The organism is Methylosinus sp. Ce-a6 (assembly GCF_009811655.1).
In the GTDB taxonomy this organism is placed as follows: Bacteria; Pseudomonadota; Alphaproteobacteria; order Rhizobiales; family Beijerinckiaceae; genus Methylosinus.
In genome coordinates, this window is sequence record NZ_BGJX01000009.1 from 1 (window position 1) to 16165 (window position 16165).

At 63.7% G+C, this 16165-nt stretch carries 10 protein-coding genes and 1 tRNA gene; 6 read left to right on the forward strand and 5 right to left on the reverse strand.

What is annotated here, in order from left to right; all coding sequences use genetic code 11:
• Positions 1–1823: 1823 nt before the first annotated feature.
• From Mspo_RS07995 to Mspo_RS08010, 4 genes are all read right to left on the reverse strand, one after another.
• Positions 1824–1908, reverse strand: a tRNA-Tyr gene (locus Mspo_RS07995).
• A 149-nt stretch (positions 1909–2057) separates the two neighbouring features.
• Positions 2058–2879: a transglutaminase family protein gene (locus Mspo_RS08000; RefSeq protein WP_159728573.1), complete on the reverse strand. Its 822-nt coding sequence runs from the start codon at positions 2877–2879 to the stop codon at positions 2058–2060.
• A gap of 143 nt (positions 2880–3022) precedes the next feature.
• Entirely contained in the window at positions 3023–3967 is a 945-nt protein-coding gene (locus tag Mspo_RS08005) for an alpha-E domain-containing protein (protein ID WP_159728575.1), read from the reverse strand.
• Positions 3968–4015: 48 nt separating this feature from the next.
• Positions 4016–5461 (reverse strand): circularly permuted type 2 ATP-grasp protein, encoded by a 1446-nt coding sequence (locus Mspo_RS08010; protein ID WP_159728577.1) that lies wholly within the window; start codon positions 5459–5461, stop codon positions 4016–4018.
• A 289-nt stretch (positions 5462–5750) separates the two neighbouring features.
• Here Mspo_RS08010 and Mspo_RS08015 point away from each other — a divergent pair, with 289 nt between their 5' ends.
• Positions 5751–8024 carry a carbohydrate porin gene (locus Mspo_RS08015; protein WP_244613243.1) on the forward strand — a complete coding sequence of 758 codons (2274 nt, stop codon included), beginning with the start codon at positions 5751–5753 and terminating at the stop codon, positions 8022–8024.
• A gap of 138 nt (positions 8025–8162) precedes the next feature.
• Here the strand turns inward: Mspo_RS08015 and Mspo_RS08020 are convergent, their stop codons facing one another.
• Positions 8163–9062, reverse strand: coding sequence for a class I SAM-dependent methyltransferase (locus tag Mspo_RS08020; protein WP_244613245.1), 900 nt, complete (start codon positions 9060–9062; stop codon positions 8163–8165).
• 473 nt (positions 9063–9535) lie between these two features.
• Here Mspo_RS08020 and Mspo_RS08025 point away from each other — a divergent pair, with 473 nt between their 5' ends.
• From Mspo_RS08025 to cybH, 5 genes are all read left to right on the forward strand, one after another.
• Positions 9536–10552, forward strand: coding sequence for a HupU protein (locus Mspo_RS08025; RefSeq protein WP_159728579.1), 1017 nt, complete (start codon positions 9536–9538; stop codon positions 10550–10552).
• The gene (locus Mspo_RS08030) at positions 10549–12000 is read left to right on the forward strand and encodes a nickel-dependent hydrogenase large subunit (protein ID WP_159728581.1); all 1452 of its coding nucleotides are present in this window, start codon (positions 10549–10551) and stop codon (positions 11998–12000) included. The genes Mspo_RS08025 and Mspo_RS08030 overlap by 4 nt, the downstream gene beginning before the upstream one ends.
• A 192-nt stretch (positions 12001–12192) precedes the next feature.
• Positions 12193–13266, forward strand: coding sequence for a hydrogenase small subunit (locus Mspo_RS08035; RefSeq protein WP_159728583.1), 1074 nt, complete (start codon positions 12193–12195; stop codon positions 13264–13266).
• A gap of 203 nt (positions 13267–13469) precedes the next feature.
• Positions 13470–15260: a nickel-dependent hydrogenase large subunit gene (locus Mspo_RS08040; protein ID WP_159728585.1), complete on the forward strand. Its 1791-nt coding sequence runs from the start codon at positions 13470–13472 to the stop codon at positions 15258–15260.
• Between the two features lie 13 nt (positions 15261–15273).
• Positions 15274–15999, forward strand: a complete 726-nt coding sequence (gene cybH / locus Mspo_RS08045) for a Ni/Fe-hydrogenase, b-type cytochrome subunit (protein ID WP_159728587.1) — start codon at positions 15274–15276, stop codon at positions 15997–15999.
• Positions 16000–16165: the final 166 nt, after the last annotated feature.

Genomic DNA, 16165 nt, shown 5'->3' on the forward strand with positions numbered 1-16165 from the left:
GATGCCGATCAGCGCTCCGCTTCAGATATGGGAATCCGCCACGCTTTATTGAATCGCCATGCTCGGACGACGCTCTAATATCAACCTCCTGCCAGCCCATTTTTCGTCCCGTCGCATTCTCCGATCGACTAGAATTACGCTTGGAAATTTCATGCCTCGTTATTTTCCGGATCCATGGCCGCAAGCCGCGGCGAGGCGACGGCAGCCCTCACGGTTCATCGGGCGAGGATGCGACTGTGAGCTTGCGCGGAGGTGGCGCGGGACGGCCCATGCGCTCTCAATCGACGCCACTGCTGACGCGAGACTTTAGGCGAGCGATGCTACGTCATCCACAGCCTCTGCGTATTCGTAACGCGTGACGCCGATCCCGTCTTGGTGAGAACAACGGCAAACCCCGAGTAATTCGTTCCTAGTACGAGCCACGTCGGCTCCGACGACGAAACTCTCCGATATCAAGAAGGCGGCGATCGCCTTGCGAAAGCGTCAGTCGAAGAGCGGAAAGGATAAGCGCACGCGAACGGTCAGAAACCAACCGTCACCGAGCGTTGCGGCGATCATTTTTGCTCCTGCAACACTTTTCGTGCCTCCTCGGGAGCGCAGAGGGCTCCTAGCGTTCAGCCCGGAGATAGCGGCGAGCCACATCCATCGGCCCCCGCTTCAGAGCCGGCCGCAGGATCGATCCCAATTCTGCCTGTGCCAAATCGTCGGGAATGGCTTCGTCGTCCCCAGTCTTCATCGCGGCAGCGTTGATTCGGCCCGATCTGCTGCGCGACCTCCGACACGGCGAGCCTGGGTAGCCATTGTGCATCGACCGTCGCGTTTTTCGGCTCCGAGAAAGTCTTACCGCTTACAAATGATAGTTAACGGAACGTACGAGCATCTGGATACGTTGAAAGATTTCGGTGTCCAAACGTGCAAAGGAGAAGCCCGTGCTGAAAATTTTCGTGTTGGCAATCTGCTCCGTGGTCGCCTTGGATAGCATCGCTATAGCGTGTACAGCATCGAACTCGTGCGGTTCGACCTGCACCACAAACTGTAGCGCCGGTCAGACGGCGTCCTGCACCAACGGCTCTGGCTGTAGTGCTCCTGTCTGTGAGTGCCATTGAAGAAAGAACTCCGTCCCCTCCGACAAAAATTCACGGCTTTGCGCCATTGAATGGAACGATTCCACTGAGGATGGCGCAAAGCCGTCTTCCGGTTCGGTGGAAGATCGTGTGACGACCCCGTCAAGAGCATCCTTGCGGTAAGGGTTCTCTTCTACGGCTTCGAAGCCATCCTATCCCGCTCACGCGCGGGATCCTGTCGTTGTCTGTCGCCTGAGGACATGTGCCTAAGAAGTTAGCACAATATTGAGGCCGCCGATTTAATGAGCACTTTCACCGGCTGCCGGACGAGGAAGAGTCGATTGCGACCGCTCATTGCCGGCCAAAGCCACGCTACCGACGAAAAGCAGCGTAGGTGTCGGTCGATAGCGCCCTCGACGACGCCCCCTGGGAACGTGTTTTGCGGCACTCCAAGGGCAAGACATTTGCAAGATGATCTGGACAGGTGAAGGCATAGCTTCACATTATTGCTTTATTCGATACGTCGAAAAAATGAAGCAAAAAGCCTATTGAGGCAGACAAACCCATGATTCACGGCAGCATTATTTAACGATAAACGAGTCAATTATCATCTTGCTTTATGAATATGTTTTGTTGCTCAAGGTAGCGGGAATTACGTGCAGACACGTCTGGAAACAATCCTATCAAGTATTTTGGGGCGTTCGAGCCTTAAGTTGTTTTCGACTCAGCTCTAACCTGTTTCGATACCGTAAGGGGAAATGGTGGGGGAAGTAGGACTCGAACCTACGAAGGCATAGCCAGCGGATTTACAGTCCGCCCCCTTTGCCGCTCGGGACATTCCCCCAGCTTCTCGACGGATCCTGAAGGTCCCGCGAGCGACGGCCCCGCGAGAGGGCCGGTGAAGCAAGGGCGCATATGGGGAATTTGCTCCCCCCCTGTCAACCCGAAAATGACACTCGAAACCGACCGGGGGCGTGAGCGGCCCGCTCCGGCTCAGGACTGGCTCTGGAACTGGCTCTGCGCGCGGGCGACGCTCACCCGCATCTCCATCGTCTCCTCGCCGCCGCCGGCGCGGGCGGCGCGAATGGGGGCGGCTCCGAGATGGTCGAGCGCGACGGCGACGCGCACATAGGACTCGTCGGGCGAAGCGCCCCTGGCCGCATCGAAGCCGACCCAGCCGAGCCCCGCCACATGGGCTTCCGCCCAGGCGTGAACGGCGGCGCCGGCGTCGCCGCGCAGAGCGTAGCCGGAAACATAGCGCGACGGGATCTCCAGGCTGCGCGCGCAGGCGATGAACACATGCGCCAGATCCTGCGCGGCCCCGCGGCGGCGCGCGAAGATGTCGGCCGCGGCCACGGCGCCGGCCGTCGGCTCCTCCTCGACGATCAGCGCCTCATGCAGCGCGCCGACGAGCGCATGCAGCTTCGACAGCGCGTCCGACTGGCGCGAGGTCGCCTCCAGCGCGAAATCGCAGAGCCCCGGGTCCGCCCCGGTCAGCGGCGTCTCGCGCAGATAGAGCTCCGGCGGAAAACGCTCGATCGCGCCGTGCGCCACGCCCGCCGTGTCGAAAGTCTCGACCGCGCCCTCGACGATCGTCGTCAGCTGCTCGAGCGGCCCGTCGACGTAGATCGTATGCACGATATTGCCGAAGGCGTCCTCGCAGGCGCGCAGGCGGCAGTCGCGGTCGACGTCGATGCGCCAGTCGAGCACCTGCTGACCATCGTAGTTGCGCGGCGTCAGCGCCAGTTTCTGGACCGCCGCCTTGGCGGGCTCGGCATAGCGAAAAATCGTCTCGCGCCTCACTCTTATCTGCATCTATCACCGAAAGGGGAGCCGGGAATATCGCTCCTGCGTCATCTTAGAGTCTTTTCATGTTTCATTGAAACATGAAAAGACTCTCGGCTTTGTTTCGACGCGTTTCCGACGCCGAACCGGCGTCCACTTCGGCTGGAAACGCTCTAGAAAAGATATTGCTCCGAGACCAGCGCGCCCAAGCGATGATTGTCGGCGATGAAGCCCTGAATGAACTCGTGCAGCCCATTGTGGAAGACGCTCTCGATCGTCGATTGCTCGAGCTGGCCGAACACGGCGCGGGCGTGGCGCTGTGCGGGCCCCTGCTTGCCGTGCGACTTGCCCAGACGATCGAGGTTCTGCACCACGCTCTCGTAGCAGGCGATCAGCGAGCGCGGCATTTCCGGCCGCAGAATCAACAGATCTGCGACGAGCCAGGGCTTCAGACTGTCGCGATAGACCCAATGATAGGCGGTGTGGGCGGAGACGGCGCGCAGGATCGCCGTCCATTGGAAATAGTCGAGCGAGCCGCCGACGGCCTCCGATTCCGGCAGCAGCACGTGATATTTCACGTCGAGGAGGCGGGCGGTGTTGTCGGCCCGCTCGATATAGAGTCCGACGCGCGAGAACCAATAGGCGTCGTTGCGCAACATGGTCCTATGCGCGCCGCCGTCGTAAGCCGCCGACACCTGTTTCACGAAATCGAGGAAGCGCGTCAGATCCTCGGCGGAGCGGCCGCGCGCCTGCTCGAAGGCTTTCAGCTCGAGAAAGGCGCCGTTGATCGCCTCCCACATCTCCACGGTGAGCGCGGTGCGCACCGCGCGGGCGTTGGCGCGCGCGAGCTCGATGCAATTGCGGATCGAGCTCGGATTGTCGGGCGAGAAGGCCAGGAACCGGGTGACATTGGCTTCGTCGACGGCGAGCCCCGCCGCGTGAAATGCGGGAGCCGCGCCGGAGGACAGAAGCGCGCTCTCCCACTCCGTCTCCATGCCGCCATAGGCCCTGGGCAGCGTGGCGAGGCGCCTCGACGCCTGCAATATGCGCGCGAGGAAATCCGCGCGCTCCATGTATCGAGCCAGCCAGAAGAGATTGTCGGCGGTGCGTGAGAGCATGAGGTCCCGTGGTTTCGGCGCGCGTTCTTTTCAGCTCTTGCGATGTCGTCACGCGCGCGCGAGCGGCGCGTCGTCGATGATCCAGGTGTCCTTGGTTCCGCCGCCCTGACTGGAGTTCACGACCAGAGAATTCTCCGTCATGGCGACGCGCGTCAAGCCGCCGGGCACGACGCTCGCGCCATTGGCGCCATAGAGCACGAAAGGCCTCAGATCGACATGCCGGGGCGCGACGCCGCTTGCCACCGACACGGGGCAGGTGGAGAGCGCCAGCGTCGGCTGTGCGATGAAATTGGCGGGATTATCGGCGAGCTTGCCGGCGAATTCCGCGATTTGCGCGCGCGTGGCGTGGGGGCCGACGAGCATCCCATAGCCGCCCGAGCCATTGACCTCCTTCACCACGAGCTCGCCCAGATGGTCGAGAACATAGGCGAGAGCGTCCTTCTCGCGGCAGCGCCAGGTCGGCACGTTCTGCAACAGCGGCTCCTCGCCGAGATAGAAGCGAATCACATCCGGCATATAGGTGTACATCGCCTTGTCATCGGCCACGCCTGTGCCGACTGCATTGGCGAGCGTCACATTGCCTGCATGATAGGCGCCCATCAAGCCTGCGACGCCCAGGGCCGAGTCGGGACGAAAGGCCAGAGGATCGAGGAAGTCGTCGTCGATGCGGCGATAGATGACGTCGACACGGCGCGGCCCCTCCGTGGTGCGCATATAGACGATGTCGTCCTTGACGAAGAGGTCGCGCCCCTCGACAAGCTCGATTCCGAGCTTGTCGGCGAGGAAGGAATGCTCGTAGAACGCGGAATTGAACTGGCCCGGCGTCAGCAGCACGCTCACCGGATCGGCCCCCGCCCCGCGCGGCGCGGCGGAGCGCAGCGTCGCCAGCAGCTGGTCCGGATAATTCTCGATCGGCGCGACGCGGTGGAGCGCGAAGAGATCCGGCAGCAGCCGCATCATCACCTCGCGATTCTCCAGCATATAGGAGACGCCCGACGGCGTGCGGGCGTTGTCCTCCAGCACGAAGAAGCCGTCGTCGTCGGTGCGGATGATGTCGATGCCGGCGATATGCACGAAAATATCGTGCGGGACGCGGCGCCCGGCCATTTCCGGCCGGAAGGCGGGATTGCGGTAGACGAGCTCGGACGGGACGACTCCCGCCTTCAATATTTCGCCGGCGCCGTAGAGATCGGCGAGGAAGAGGTTGAGCGCCTTCACCCGCTGGATCAAGCCCTTCTCGAGCTCGGCCCATTCGGCGCGGGCGATGATGCGCGGCAGAATGTCGAAGGGAATGAGGCGCTCCGTCGCCTCCTGCGAGCCATAGACGGCGAAGGTGATGCCGATGCGGCGAAACAGGAATTCGGCCTGCGCCCGGCGCGAGGCGAGGAATTCGGGCTCGACCGAGCCCAGCCATTTGGCGAGCTTTTCATAAGGCGGGCGGGTCGAGCCTTCGAAGCCCCCCATTTCGTCGAATTGCGCCACCTTCGAAAGCACGTTTTTCGCTCTCCCTCGGCTTTTCGGCGAACGCCGCTCACGCCGCACATAGCGCCTCTCCGCCAGAACGTGGCAAGAAGCGAGCCAGATGATGAAAAGAATCGTCGAAAGCGTGACGCGACGTCTATCGAAACGAGGACTCCCGGTCCGCTGGCCATTGATAAGCCATGCGCTGCGCGTCACAACCGAGAATGTCGGCGCGACCCTCGATTCGCCAGGTTGCCGAAGTTGCAGCTTGCTCGATCGTACGTTTTCCCCATTCGCACGCGAGACAAGAAATTCTGACAGAATGCGAATCGCTTGCAACACCGATGTCGAGCCGATGAAGCCCGCCCATTTCGCCGCTGTGGCGACACTGACCCTCGCGGCCTCCTGCGCGGGCCCCGCTGTCGCCGCCGATCAACCATCCGAAACGCCGCCCCCGTCCGCCTACACCTGGGCCGGACTCCATATTGGACTGAACGCGGGCGGCGGCTTTCCGATCGGAAGCGGCGGAAGGCTCGAGGCGGGAGGCGGCTTCGCGAGCCCGGCCTTCGATCTCCCCGCGCCGAACCGCGACCGCGCCGGCGCGAGCCTCGGCGCGCAGATCGGCTATGACTGGCAAAAGGGTCCCTGGGTCTATGGGCTGGAAACCGATCTCAATTTTCTCGGAATTCGCCGCGCCACCACGGGCCTCTTCCCGGCGCCCGTCGCTTATGGACCGCTCGGGATCACGAGCTATGGGCTGACCTCGGACGAGAACGGCGATTATTTCGCCAGCATTCGCGGCCGCCTCGGCTATGCGCTCGACCGCTCGCTCTTCTATGCGACCGCCGGCGTCGCGGCCGGCGGCTGGCGCGGCGCCTCCAATCTCGTCTTCTACGACGCCGGCCCGCTCGGACTCTTCTTCGCGCCGGTCTCGCAATCCTCACGCATGAAATATGCGGTCGGCGCGGGCGTCGAACATGCGCTCTCCGACCATGTCTCGGCGCGGCTCGAATATCTCTATCTCAATCAGCAATTGCAGAACCGCGTCTATGACAACGATCTCTCCTTCCAATTCGCCGCGCGCCAGCGCAGCGAAGCGCATATTCTGCGGTTCGGCCTGAACTATCGTTTCGATCCGCAGGAAGAAGCGCGCGCAGAGGAGAAAGCGAGCGAGACGGACTCGGGCGAGAAGGCGAAGGCGAATGACGGCGGCGCCGACAAGTCGAAAGGCGCGGACACGGGAACACAAAAGAAGAAGGGCAAAAGGGAGGAAAACGAGAAAAAGGACGCAAAGGACGAGAAACCCGAGAATTCGGAGGAATTCTACAGCTTTCACGGCCAGACGACCGCCGTGCTGCAGGGCTATCCCGAGTTCCCCGCGCTCTATTCGGGCGCGCACAGCTTCCCGCCCAATGGTCTCGCCAACGCCGGCTCGACCAGCAATCTCTTCATGGGCCTGCGGCTGTGGGGGGGCGCCGCCGTCTATCTCAATCCGGAGATCGACCTGGGCTACGGCCTCGCCAATTCCCTCGGGGCCGCGTCTTATGTGAACGGCGCGGTCGCGAAAGTGGGGCGCGCCGCCCCCTATATGCGCTTCCAGCGTTATTTCCTGCGCCAGATCATCGGACTCGATGGCGGCGAGAAAATCGAGGACCCAGATACGGGCTCCTTCAACGAAGTGCTCGAATCGACGCAGAACCAGCTCTCCGGCAAGGTCGACAAGGATCGGCTGATCCTCACCATCGGCAAATTCGGCGTGCCGGATATTTTCGACGACAACAAATACGCCCACGACCCGACGACGGGCTTTCTGAATTTCGGCGTCAACACGCTCGGCGCCTTCGACTATGCCGCCGACTCCTGGGGCTACACCTATGGCGCCGCGCTCGAATGGAAGCAGGATTGGTGGACCGCGCGCGGCGGCCTGTTCCAGCTCTCGGAAGTTCCGAACGGCCCCTATATCGAGCCGCAGATCGGCCGCCAATTCATGGGCGTCGCCGAATTCGAGGCGCGCTACGACCTCTTCGATCGGTCGGGCGTGGTCAAATTCCTGGCCTTCGCCGATAATGGCAATCTCGCAAAGGTCCAGGACATCATCGACTTCGCCTTCCTCACTGGAAGCTTTCCGCCGGATGTGAACAATCCCTTTGTGCGCAAGCGCCATGTCAAAGTCGGCGGCGGAATCAATGTGCAGCAGCAGCTCTCCAAGGAGATCGGCTTCTTCCTGCGCGCCAGCATGTCGGACGGACGTTTCGAGACGGTCGACTACACCGACATCGACCGCTCGCTGTCGACGGGCTTCACCGCCGCCGGCGCGCTCTGGGGGCGCGACAAGGACGAGATCGGCGGCGCCGTGGTGTTCTCTGGCCTCTCGGGGCCACGCATTCGCTATTTCGGGCTCGGCGGCCGCAGCGTCTATATCGGCGACGGCGCGCTCTCCTACGCCGGCGAGAAAGTGTTCGAGACCTATTACAAATACAATCTCCGCGACGGCGTCGAGCTGACGCTCGATTATCAGCTCATCGGCAATCCGGCGCATAATTCCGCGCGCGGCCCGATCAATGTCTTCGGCCTGAGGCTGCACGCGCAGTTCTAGACTCTTTCCGTGACCAGTCGAAACACGGACAGACCCCAGGCTTTTGTTTCGACGCGTTTCCGACGCCGAACCGGCGTCCGCTCGGACGGGGAACGCCAAGGGCGAGATTCCCTCACAGCCCGCTGCTTGCCCTTTCGGCTATCGCGCTGCTTTGACGCCGACGGCGCACCAGTATGGCTCGTCATCGGAAAAGACGATGTCGACAAGCCCCGCCGCAGCCATCATCGCGCGAATTTCCTCGCGTGTGAATCGTTGCTCGAGCGGCGTGCCGAACCGATCGCGCGCATCCGTGCGCATGGTGTAGAGCCCGTAGTCTCGATAGCCATAGAGAGGCAGATTGCGCACATCGAATCCGAGCCTCTCGCCGCACCATGCGAGCCGCGCCAACGGCCAGTAGATCGTCAGCGCGATGATGTCCGTCAGGATATGTTTCATCCCGTTCGGCATCCCGCTGATCGTGGCGCGGGCGAGCTCGCTCGCCTTCCAGACGAGACGGAACCATGCGGGGCGATTGTCGAAACGATAATAGAGATAGACGAGGAACGGCGCGCCGGGCTTGAGCAGGCCGACGCAGGACGCCATGGCCCCGGCGGTATCGGGAATATGGTGCAGCACGCCCAGCGAGTAGCCGAAATCCTGACTGCCTTCCGGCACGGGCCCGCCATCGACCGATGAATGAATGAACGCGATATTGCCGCGATCGGCGAGGTTGCGTCGCGCAACGGCCAGCGCCTCGTTACTGGCGTCGATGCAATTGAGCTTGCCGACGTTCGGCTGCACGAGCCGCGCCCAGCGGCCGGAGCCGCAGCCCATATCGAAGCCCTCCGCGCCCGGCGGCAATCTCTCCCATGGGAAAATTTTGAAATAGCGCTCGAAAATGCGGCGTTGCTCGACATCGTCGAGCGACGATTGATCGTAGCGAGACCACTCGTCGCCGAAGCTCGCGATTGTCGCGGTATCGAGGTTGGCGCGCGGCGATGCCGCATCTTTGGCCGGCATGAAGGTCGCCCCATTCGTCAGCGAGTTCGGATCGGTCATAAAGGCTCCGCTTCGAGCGCGAGACCAGTTTCCAATCCTTTTGGATCGGAAACTGGTCACGCTTTTCATTTGGAGCGAATTCTCGTCGCTCGAACGATTCCGTTCGAGCGGAAAGCGCTCTAATCGAATGATCGGGTTCTGCCCGGGCGCGGCCCACGATCGCTCTGCCGCTCTCGGGATCGAATCTCGAGCTCCACCATGACGCCCTTGGGCGGCGTTCGAACCATTTCACGGCTCTCGCGCCGCTGGACTTTCGCTGGGATTTCGAGAGCCTCGCTAGCGCTTCTTCGTCTCTTTCACCTCGCCGCCATTCGCTCATGGTCGAAAGACTCATATTGAACGACGAAGCCATGTTGAAGTACGGGCAGACGCGGATAGCGCGAGCGCCATGGCGTCGATTTGGGCGCCCCGGCCGAATTGCGATACGATCCTGGCCGAGAGAGGCGCGAAGCGTCTCCCCGACGGAACGGATGATGACGACGGAGCGCGACGATTTCACTCTGCTCTGGCTGCAGGCCGGCAGCTGCGGCGGCTGCACCATGGCGGCGCTGGAGCGCGGCGCCGCCGGCTGGTTCGAGGAGCTGCGCGGCTTCGGAATGCGCCTCCTCTGGCATCCGAGCGTCAGCGAGGAGACGGGCGAGGAGGCGCGCGCCATTCTCGCGCGCGTCGAGCGCGGCGAGGAGACGCTCGGCGCGCTCTGCATCGAGGGCTCGATCCTCCACGGTCCGGAGGGCACCGGCCTCTTCAACAAGCTTTCCGGCACCGGCCGCACCATGCTCGATTGGGCGCGCGCGCTGGCGCCGCGCGCCGATTATTGCGTCGCCGTCGGAAGTTGCGCGTCCTTCGGCGGCGTTCCCGCCGGGACGCCCGACCCGACCGACGCCAGCGGGCTGCAATTTTCCGGCGTCGATCTCGGCGGCGCGCTCGGCCCCGATTATCGCTCGCGAAAGGGGCTGCCGGTCGTCAATGTCTCCGGCTGCGCGCCGCATCCCGGCTGGATCATGGAAACACTGCTCGCGCTTTCGCTCGGCCGCTTCACACAGGCCGACATGGACGATTTCGGTCGGCCACGCATCTTCGCCGACCATCTCGCCCATCACGGCTGCAGCCGCAACGAATTCTACGAGTTCAAGGCGAGCGCGGAGGATTTCTCCGAGCGCGGCTGCCTGATGGAGCATCTGGGCTGCAAGGCGACGCAGGCGGTGGGCGACTGCAATCAGCGCGCCTGGAACGGCGGCGGCTCCTGCACGCAGGCGGGCTCGACCTGCATCGCCTGCACCTCGCCGGGCTTCGAGGCGACGCGCGGCTTCCATCGCACGCCCAAGATCGGCGGCATTCCTGTCGGCCTGCCGCTCGACATGCCCAAGGCCTGGTTCGTCGCCCTCGCCGCCCTCTCCAAATCGGCGACGCCGAAGCGCGTGCGCGAGAATGCGCGCAGCGATCGCGTCGCGCGCGCGCCGACGCCCGGCGCCGAGAAGAAGAAGCCATGAGCCGCATCGTCGTCGGGCCGTTCAATCGCGTCGAGGGCGACCTCGAGGTGACTCTCGACGTCGAGGACGGAGTGGTGCGCGAGGCGCGCGTCTCGGCCTCGCTCTATCGCGGCTTCGAGCAATTGCTGCTCGGCCGTCCGGCCGCGGACGCGCTGGCGATCGCCCCGCGCATCTGCGGCATTTGCTCGGTCTCGCAATCGCTGGCCGCCGCCGCCGTTCTGCGCGCCGCCCAGCGGCTCGAACCTGCGCCGAACGGGCTGCTCGCCACCGATATCGCCCATGCGGCCGAGAATATCGCCGACCATCTGACGCATTTCTACGTCTTCTTCATGCCGGATTTCGCCCGCGCCGCCTATGCGGGACGGCGCTGGCATGAGGCTACGCAGGCGCGCTTCAAAGCCGTCTCCGGCGCGGCGCTGCGCGAGGCGCTGCCGGCCCGCGCGCGGCTGCTGGAAACGATGGGGCTCATCGCCGGCAAATGGCCGCACAGCCTCGCCTTCCGCCCGGGCGGCGTCACAAGGGCGCTGGCGCTCGGCGAAGAGATGCGTCTCCTCGCCCTCATCGTGGATTTCCGCGCCTTCCTCGAGCGCGCGCTCTTTTCCGCCCCGCTCGATGCGGCGATCGAACTGTCCTCGGCGCGAGAGCTCGATCGCTTCGCGGAGGGCGCCGGCGCGGCGGGGGATTTCGCCGCCTTCATCCGCATCGCCCGCGATCTCGCCCTCGAGGAGATGGGGCGCGGCCCCGGCCCGCTGCTCTGCGCCGGCGCCTATCTCGGCCCGCGGGGCCATCGCTTTCCCGCGGGCCTTCTCGACACGGCGACCGGCCTGTTGCGCGAGCCTTTGCTCTCCCGGGTCGAGGAGGATGTCTCGCACGCCTATATGCGCGATACCGCCGCCGATCCAGCCCGCGCCGAGACGCTGCCCGACATCCGCCGCGCGGGAGCCTATAGTTTCGCCAAGGCGCCGCGGCTCGAGGGGCGCGCCGTCGAGGTCGGCGCGCTGGCGCGCCAGGCCGTCGCCGGCCATCCGCTGATCCGCGATCTGCTGGCGAACGGCGGCGCCTCCAATGTCTTCGCCCGCGTCGTCGCGCGGGTTCTGGAAGTCGCGCTGCTGACGAAGGCGATGGAGGACTGGACGCGCGCGCTGCGGCCGGGCGAGCCCTATTGCGTCGCCGACGCGCCGCTCGCCGACGGCGCCGTCGCCGGCTTCGTCGAGGCGGCGCGCGGGACGCTCGGACATTGGGCGAGTTTTCGGAACGGGCAGATCGAGCGCTATCAGATCGTCGCGCCGACGACGTGGAATTTCTCCCCGCGCGACGCCGCCGGCAATCCCGGTCCGCTCGAGCAGGCGCTCGCGGGCCTCGAGGTCGGCGAGGAGGGCGCGACCAATGTCGCGGTGCAGCATATCGTGCGCTCCTTCGATCCCTGCATGGTCTGCACGGCGCATTGACTGTCTAGAGTCTTTCCGCGCCTGGAAAGCGGCTTCCTGCCGCCCGCCCCTCCACATCCGAAGAAACCCGTCGCAATCGCCTCATAATCTGGAAAAATTCTCCACTTCCCGCTTCTGGCCTGCAACTTGCGCCACTTAGGCCAAGCGGCGCCGTCGCGCGAATGCCGCATTGCACAAAGGCAGGGAAGGGAAATGGCCGCCATCGAAACCTTCTACGACGTCATTCGCCGTCAGGGCGTCACGCGCCGCAGCTTCACGAAATTCTGCTCGCTCACCGCCGCGAGCCTCGGTCTCGGTCAGACCGCCGCCATGCAGATGGCGCATGCGCTGGAGACCAATCCGCGCATTCCGGTGATCTGGATGCACGGGCTCGAATGCACCTGCTGCTCGGAGAGCTTCATTCGCTCGGCGCATCCGCTGGCCAAGGACGTCGTGCTGTCGATGATCTCGCTCGACTATGACGACACGATCATGGCGGCCGCCGGCCATCAGGCCGAGGCGATCCTCGAGGAGACGAAGGAAAAGTACAAGGGCAAATATATTCTCGCCGTCGAGGGCAATCCGCCGCTGAACGAGGGCGGCATGTTCTGCATCGACGGCGGCAAGCCCTTCGTCGAGAAGCTGAAATGGATGGCCGAGGACGCGATGGCGATCATCGCCTGGGGCGCCTGCGCCTCCTGGGGCTGCGTGCAGGCGGCCAAGCCCAATCCGACGCAGGCGACGCCGATCGACAAGGTCATCAAGGACAAGCCGATCATCAAGGTGCCGGGCTGTCCGCCCATCGCCGAGGTGATGACCGGCGTCGTCACTTACGTCACCACTTTCGGCAAGCTGCCCGAGCTCGACCGCCAGGGCCGGCCGAAAATGTTCTACTCGCAGCGCATCCACGACAAATGCTATCGCCGCCCGCATTTCGACGCCGGCCAGTTCGTCGAGGAATGGGACGACGAGGCGGCGCGCAAGGGCCATTGCCTCTATAAGATGGGCTGCAAGGGCCCGACCACCTACAACGCCTGCTCCACCGTGCGCTGGAACGGCGGCGTCTCCTTCCCCATTCAGTCCGGCCATGGCTGCATCGGCTGCTCGGAGGAGGATTTCTGGGACAAGGGCTCCTTCTACGATCGCCTGACCAAGATCCAGCAATTCGGCATAGAGCATAACGCCGATGAGGTCGGCCTCGCCGCCGCCGCGGTCGTCGGCGGCGCCGTCGCCGTCCATGCGGGCGTGACCGCCGTGAAACGCATCACGGCGAAGCACGAAGGGTGAGGAGCAAAAGCGGGCGCCCCCTCGCCCTCATGCCGAGGAGCCCGCGCAGCGGGCGTCTCGAAGCACGAGGGCGAGGCTCCAGAGGGCGCGCCTGACGGCTCCCTCGTCCTTCGAGACGCGGCCTGCCGCCGCTCCTCGGGATGAGGGAGCCTTCGTCAGTCACCCTGAACACGAAAAACAAACGCCGCCGAGGAAACGCGATCATGGGCATTCAGACGCCGAACGGCTTCAATCTCGACAATTCCGGCAAGCGCATCGTCGTCGATCCGGTCACGCGCATCGAGGGACATCTGCGCGTCGAGGTCAATGTCGACAAGAACAATGTGATCCGCAACGCCGTATCGACCGGCACCATGTGGCGCGGCATCGAAGTCATTCTGAAGGGCCGCGATCCGCGCGACGCCTGGGCCTTCACCCAGCGCATCTGCGGCGTCTGCACCGGCACCCATGCGCTGACCTCCGTGCGCGCGGTGGAGAATGCGCTCGGCATTACGATCCCAGAGAACGCCAACTCCATCCGCAACATGATGCAGCTCGCGCTGCAGGTGCACGATCATCTCGTGCATTTCTATCATCTCCATGCGCTCGACTGGGTCGACGTCGTCTCGGCGCTCTCCGCCGATCCCAAGGCGACCTCGGCGCTGGCGCAGTCGATCTCCGATTGGCCGCTCTCCTCGCCCGGCTATTTCAAGGATCTGCAGATCCGGCTGAAGAAATTCGTCGAGTCCGGCCAGCTCGGCCCGTTCAAGAACGGCTATTGGGGCCATGCGGCCTACAAGCTGCCGCCGGAAGCCAATCTGATGGCGGTCGCGCATTATCTCGAGGCGCTCGATTTCCAGAAGGAGATCGTGAAGGTCCAGACGATCTTCGGCGGCAAGAATCCGCATCCGAACTGGCTCGTCGGCGGCGTGCCCTGCGCGATCAATGTCGACGGCGTGGGCGCGGTCGGCGCGATCAATATGGAGCGCCTCAACCTCGTCTCCTCGATCATTCAGCAATCGATCGACTTCTGCGAGAAGGTCTATCTGCCGGATGTGCTCGCCATCGGCTCCTTCTACAAGAACTGGCTCTATGGCGGCGGCCTCTCCGGCAAGAATGTCATGGCCTATGGCGACATTCCCGAGCACGCCAATGATTATTCCGCCGCCAATCTCACCCTGCCGCAGGGCGTGATCCTCAACGGCAATCTCAAAGAGATTTTCCCGGTCGATCACACCGATCCGGAGCAGATCCAGGAGTTCGTCACCCATTCCTGGTACAAATATCCGGACGAGTCCAAGGGATTGCATCCCTGGGACGGGATCACCGAGCCCAATTACAAGCTCGGCCCGGCGGCCAAGGGCACGCCGACCAATATTCAGGAGCTCGACGAAGCCGGCAAATATTCCTGGATCAAGGCGCCGCGCTGGCGCGGCAACGCCGTCGAGGTGGGCCCGCTCGCGCGCTACATCGTCGGCTACGCCCAGGGCAAGCCGGAGTTCAAGGAGCCGACCGACGAGTTCTTGAAGAAGCTCGGCGCGCCGACGAGCGCTCTGTTCTCGACGCTCGGCCGCACGGCGGCGCGCGCGCTGGAATGCCAATGGGCCGTGCGCAAGATGGAGCACTTCCACAAGAAGCTGATCGCCAACATCAAGGCCGGCGATTCCTCGACCGCCAACATCGACAAATGGAAGCCCGAGAGCTGGCCGAAGGAGGCCAAGGGCTATGGCTTCACCGAGGCGCCGCGCGGCGCCCTCGCCCATTGGATCAAGGTGAAGGACGGCAAGATCGAGAATTATCAGTGCGTCGTGCCGACCACTTGGAACGGCAGCCCGCGCGACCCCAAGGGCAATATCGGCGCCTTCGAGGCCTCGCTGATGGACACGCCGCTCGCCGATCCGCAAAAGCCGCTCGAGATTCTGCGCACGATCCATTCCTTCGACCCCTGCCTCGCCTGCTCCACTCACGTGATGAGCGAGGACGGACAGGAAATGACGCAAGTCAAGGTTCGCTGACGGAGACGAGATCATGACCGAGGCGACGCAAGTCCATGGCGTGCTCGACAGCCACGGCGAGAAGGCCGCCGAGCTGCAGAGCGTCTATGTCTATGAGGCGCCGGTGCGGCTTTGGCACTGGATCAATGCGGCGGCGATCGTCGTGCTGGCGACGACGGGCTATTTCATCGCCTCGCCATTGCCTTCGACCCCCGGCGAAGCGAGCTCCCAATATCTGATGGGCTATATTCGCTTCGCCCATTTCTCGGCGGGCTATGTGCTCGCCGTGGCGCTGCTGATGCGCCTCTATTGGGCCCTCGTCGGCAACGACCACGCAAGGCAGATATTCTATCTGCCGGTGTGGGATCGCAAATGGCTGTGGGGCGTGCTCTATGAGGCGCGCTGGTATTCCTTCCTGGTGAAGCAGCCGAAGAAATACATCGGCCATAATCCGCTCGGCCATCTGGTGATGCATCTCTTCATGCTGAACCTGGCGTTTCTGGTGGTGACGGGCTTCGCGCTCTATTCCGAAGGCGCGGGCCGCGACAGCTGGCAGCATGAGCTGTTCGGCTGGGTGTTCTGGATCTGGCCCAACAGCCAGGATGTCCACACCTGGCATCATCTCGCCATGTGGGGCGTCATCCTCTTCGTGATCATCCACATCTACACGGCCGTGCGCGAGGACATCGTCTCCCGCCAGAGCCTCATCTCCTCGATGATCTCCGGCGAGCGCGTGTTCCGCGACGAGGCCGACAAGTGAGCGGCGTCGTCGCAGGAGCAACTTCGAGGGTTCTCCCTTCGACTCTGGATCGCTTCGCTGCGCTCGCGATGACGGCCGTCATTGCGAGGAGCGAAGCGACGAAGCAATCCAGAGTCGCGTAGTGGCCCTCGGATCGCTTCGCTCCGCTCGCGATGACGAAGGAGGC

Coding starts and splice junctions, on each gene's coding strand:
- Mspo_RS08000 (WP_159728573.1), bottom strand. CDS start 2,879: ATGCAGATAAGAGTGAGGCGCGAGACGATTTTTCGCTATGCCGAGCCC.
- Mspo_RS08005 (WP_159728575.1), bottom strand. CDS start 3,967: ATGCTCTCACGCACCGCCGACAATCTCTTCTGGCTGGCTCGATACATG.
- Mspo_RS08015 (WP_244613243.1), top strand. CDS start 5,751: ATGCGAATCGCTTGCAACACCGATGTCGAGCCGATGAAGCCCGCCCAT.
- Mspo_RS08020 (WP_244613245.1), bottom strand. CDS start 9,062: ATGACCGATCCGAACTCGCTGACGAATGGGGCGACCTTCATGCCGGCC.
- Mspo_RS08025 (WP_159728579.1), top strand. CDS start 9,536: ATGACGACGGAGCGCGACGATTTCACTCTGCTCTGGCTGCAGGCCGGC.
- Mspo_RS08030 (WP_159728581.1), top strand. CDS start 10,549: ATGAGCCGCATCGTCGTCGGGCCGTTCAATCGCGTCGAGGGCGACCTC.
- Mspo_RS08035 (WP_159728583.1), top strand. CDS start 12,193: ATGGCCGCCATCGAAACCTTCTACGACGTCATTCGCCGTCAGGGCGTC.
- Mspo_RS08040 (WP_159728585.1), top strand. CDS start 13,470: ATGGGCATTCAGACGCCGAACGGCTTCAATCTCGACAATTCCGGCAAG.
- cybH (WP_159728587.1), top strand. CDS start 15,274: ATGACCGAGGCGACGCAAGTCCATGGCGTGCTCGACAGCCACGGCGAG.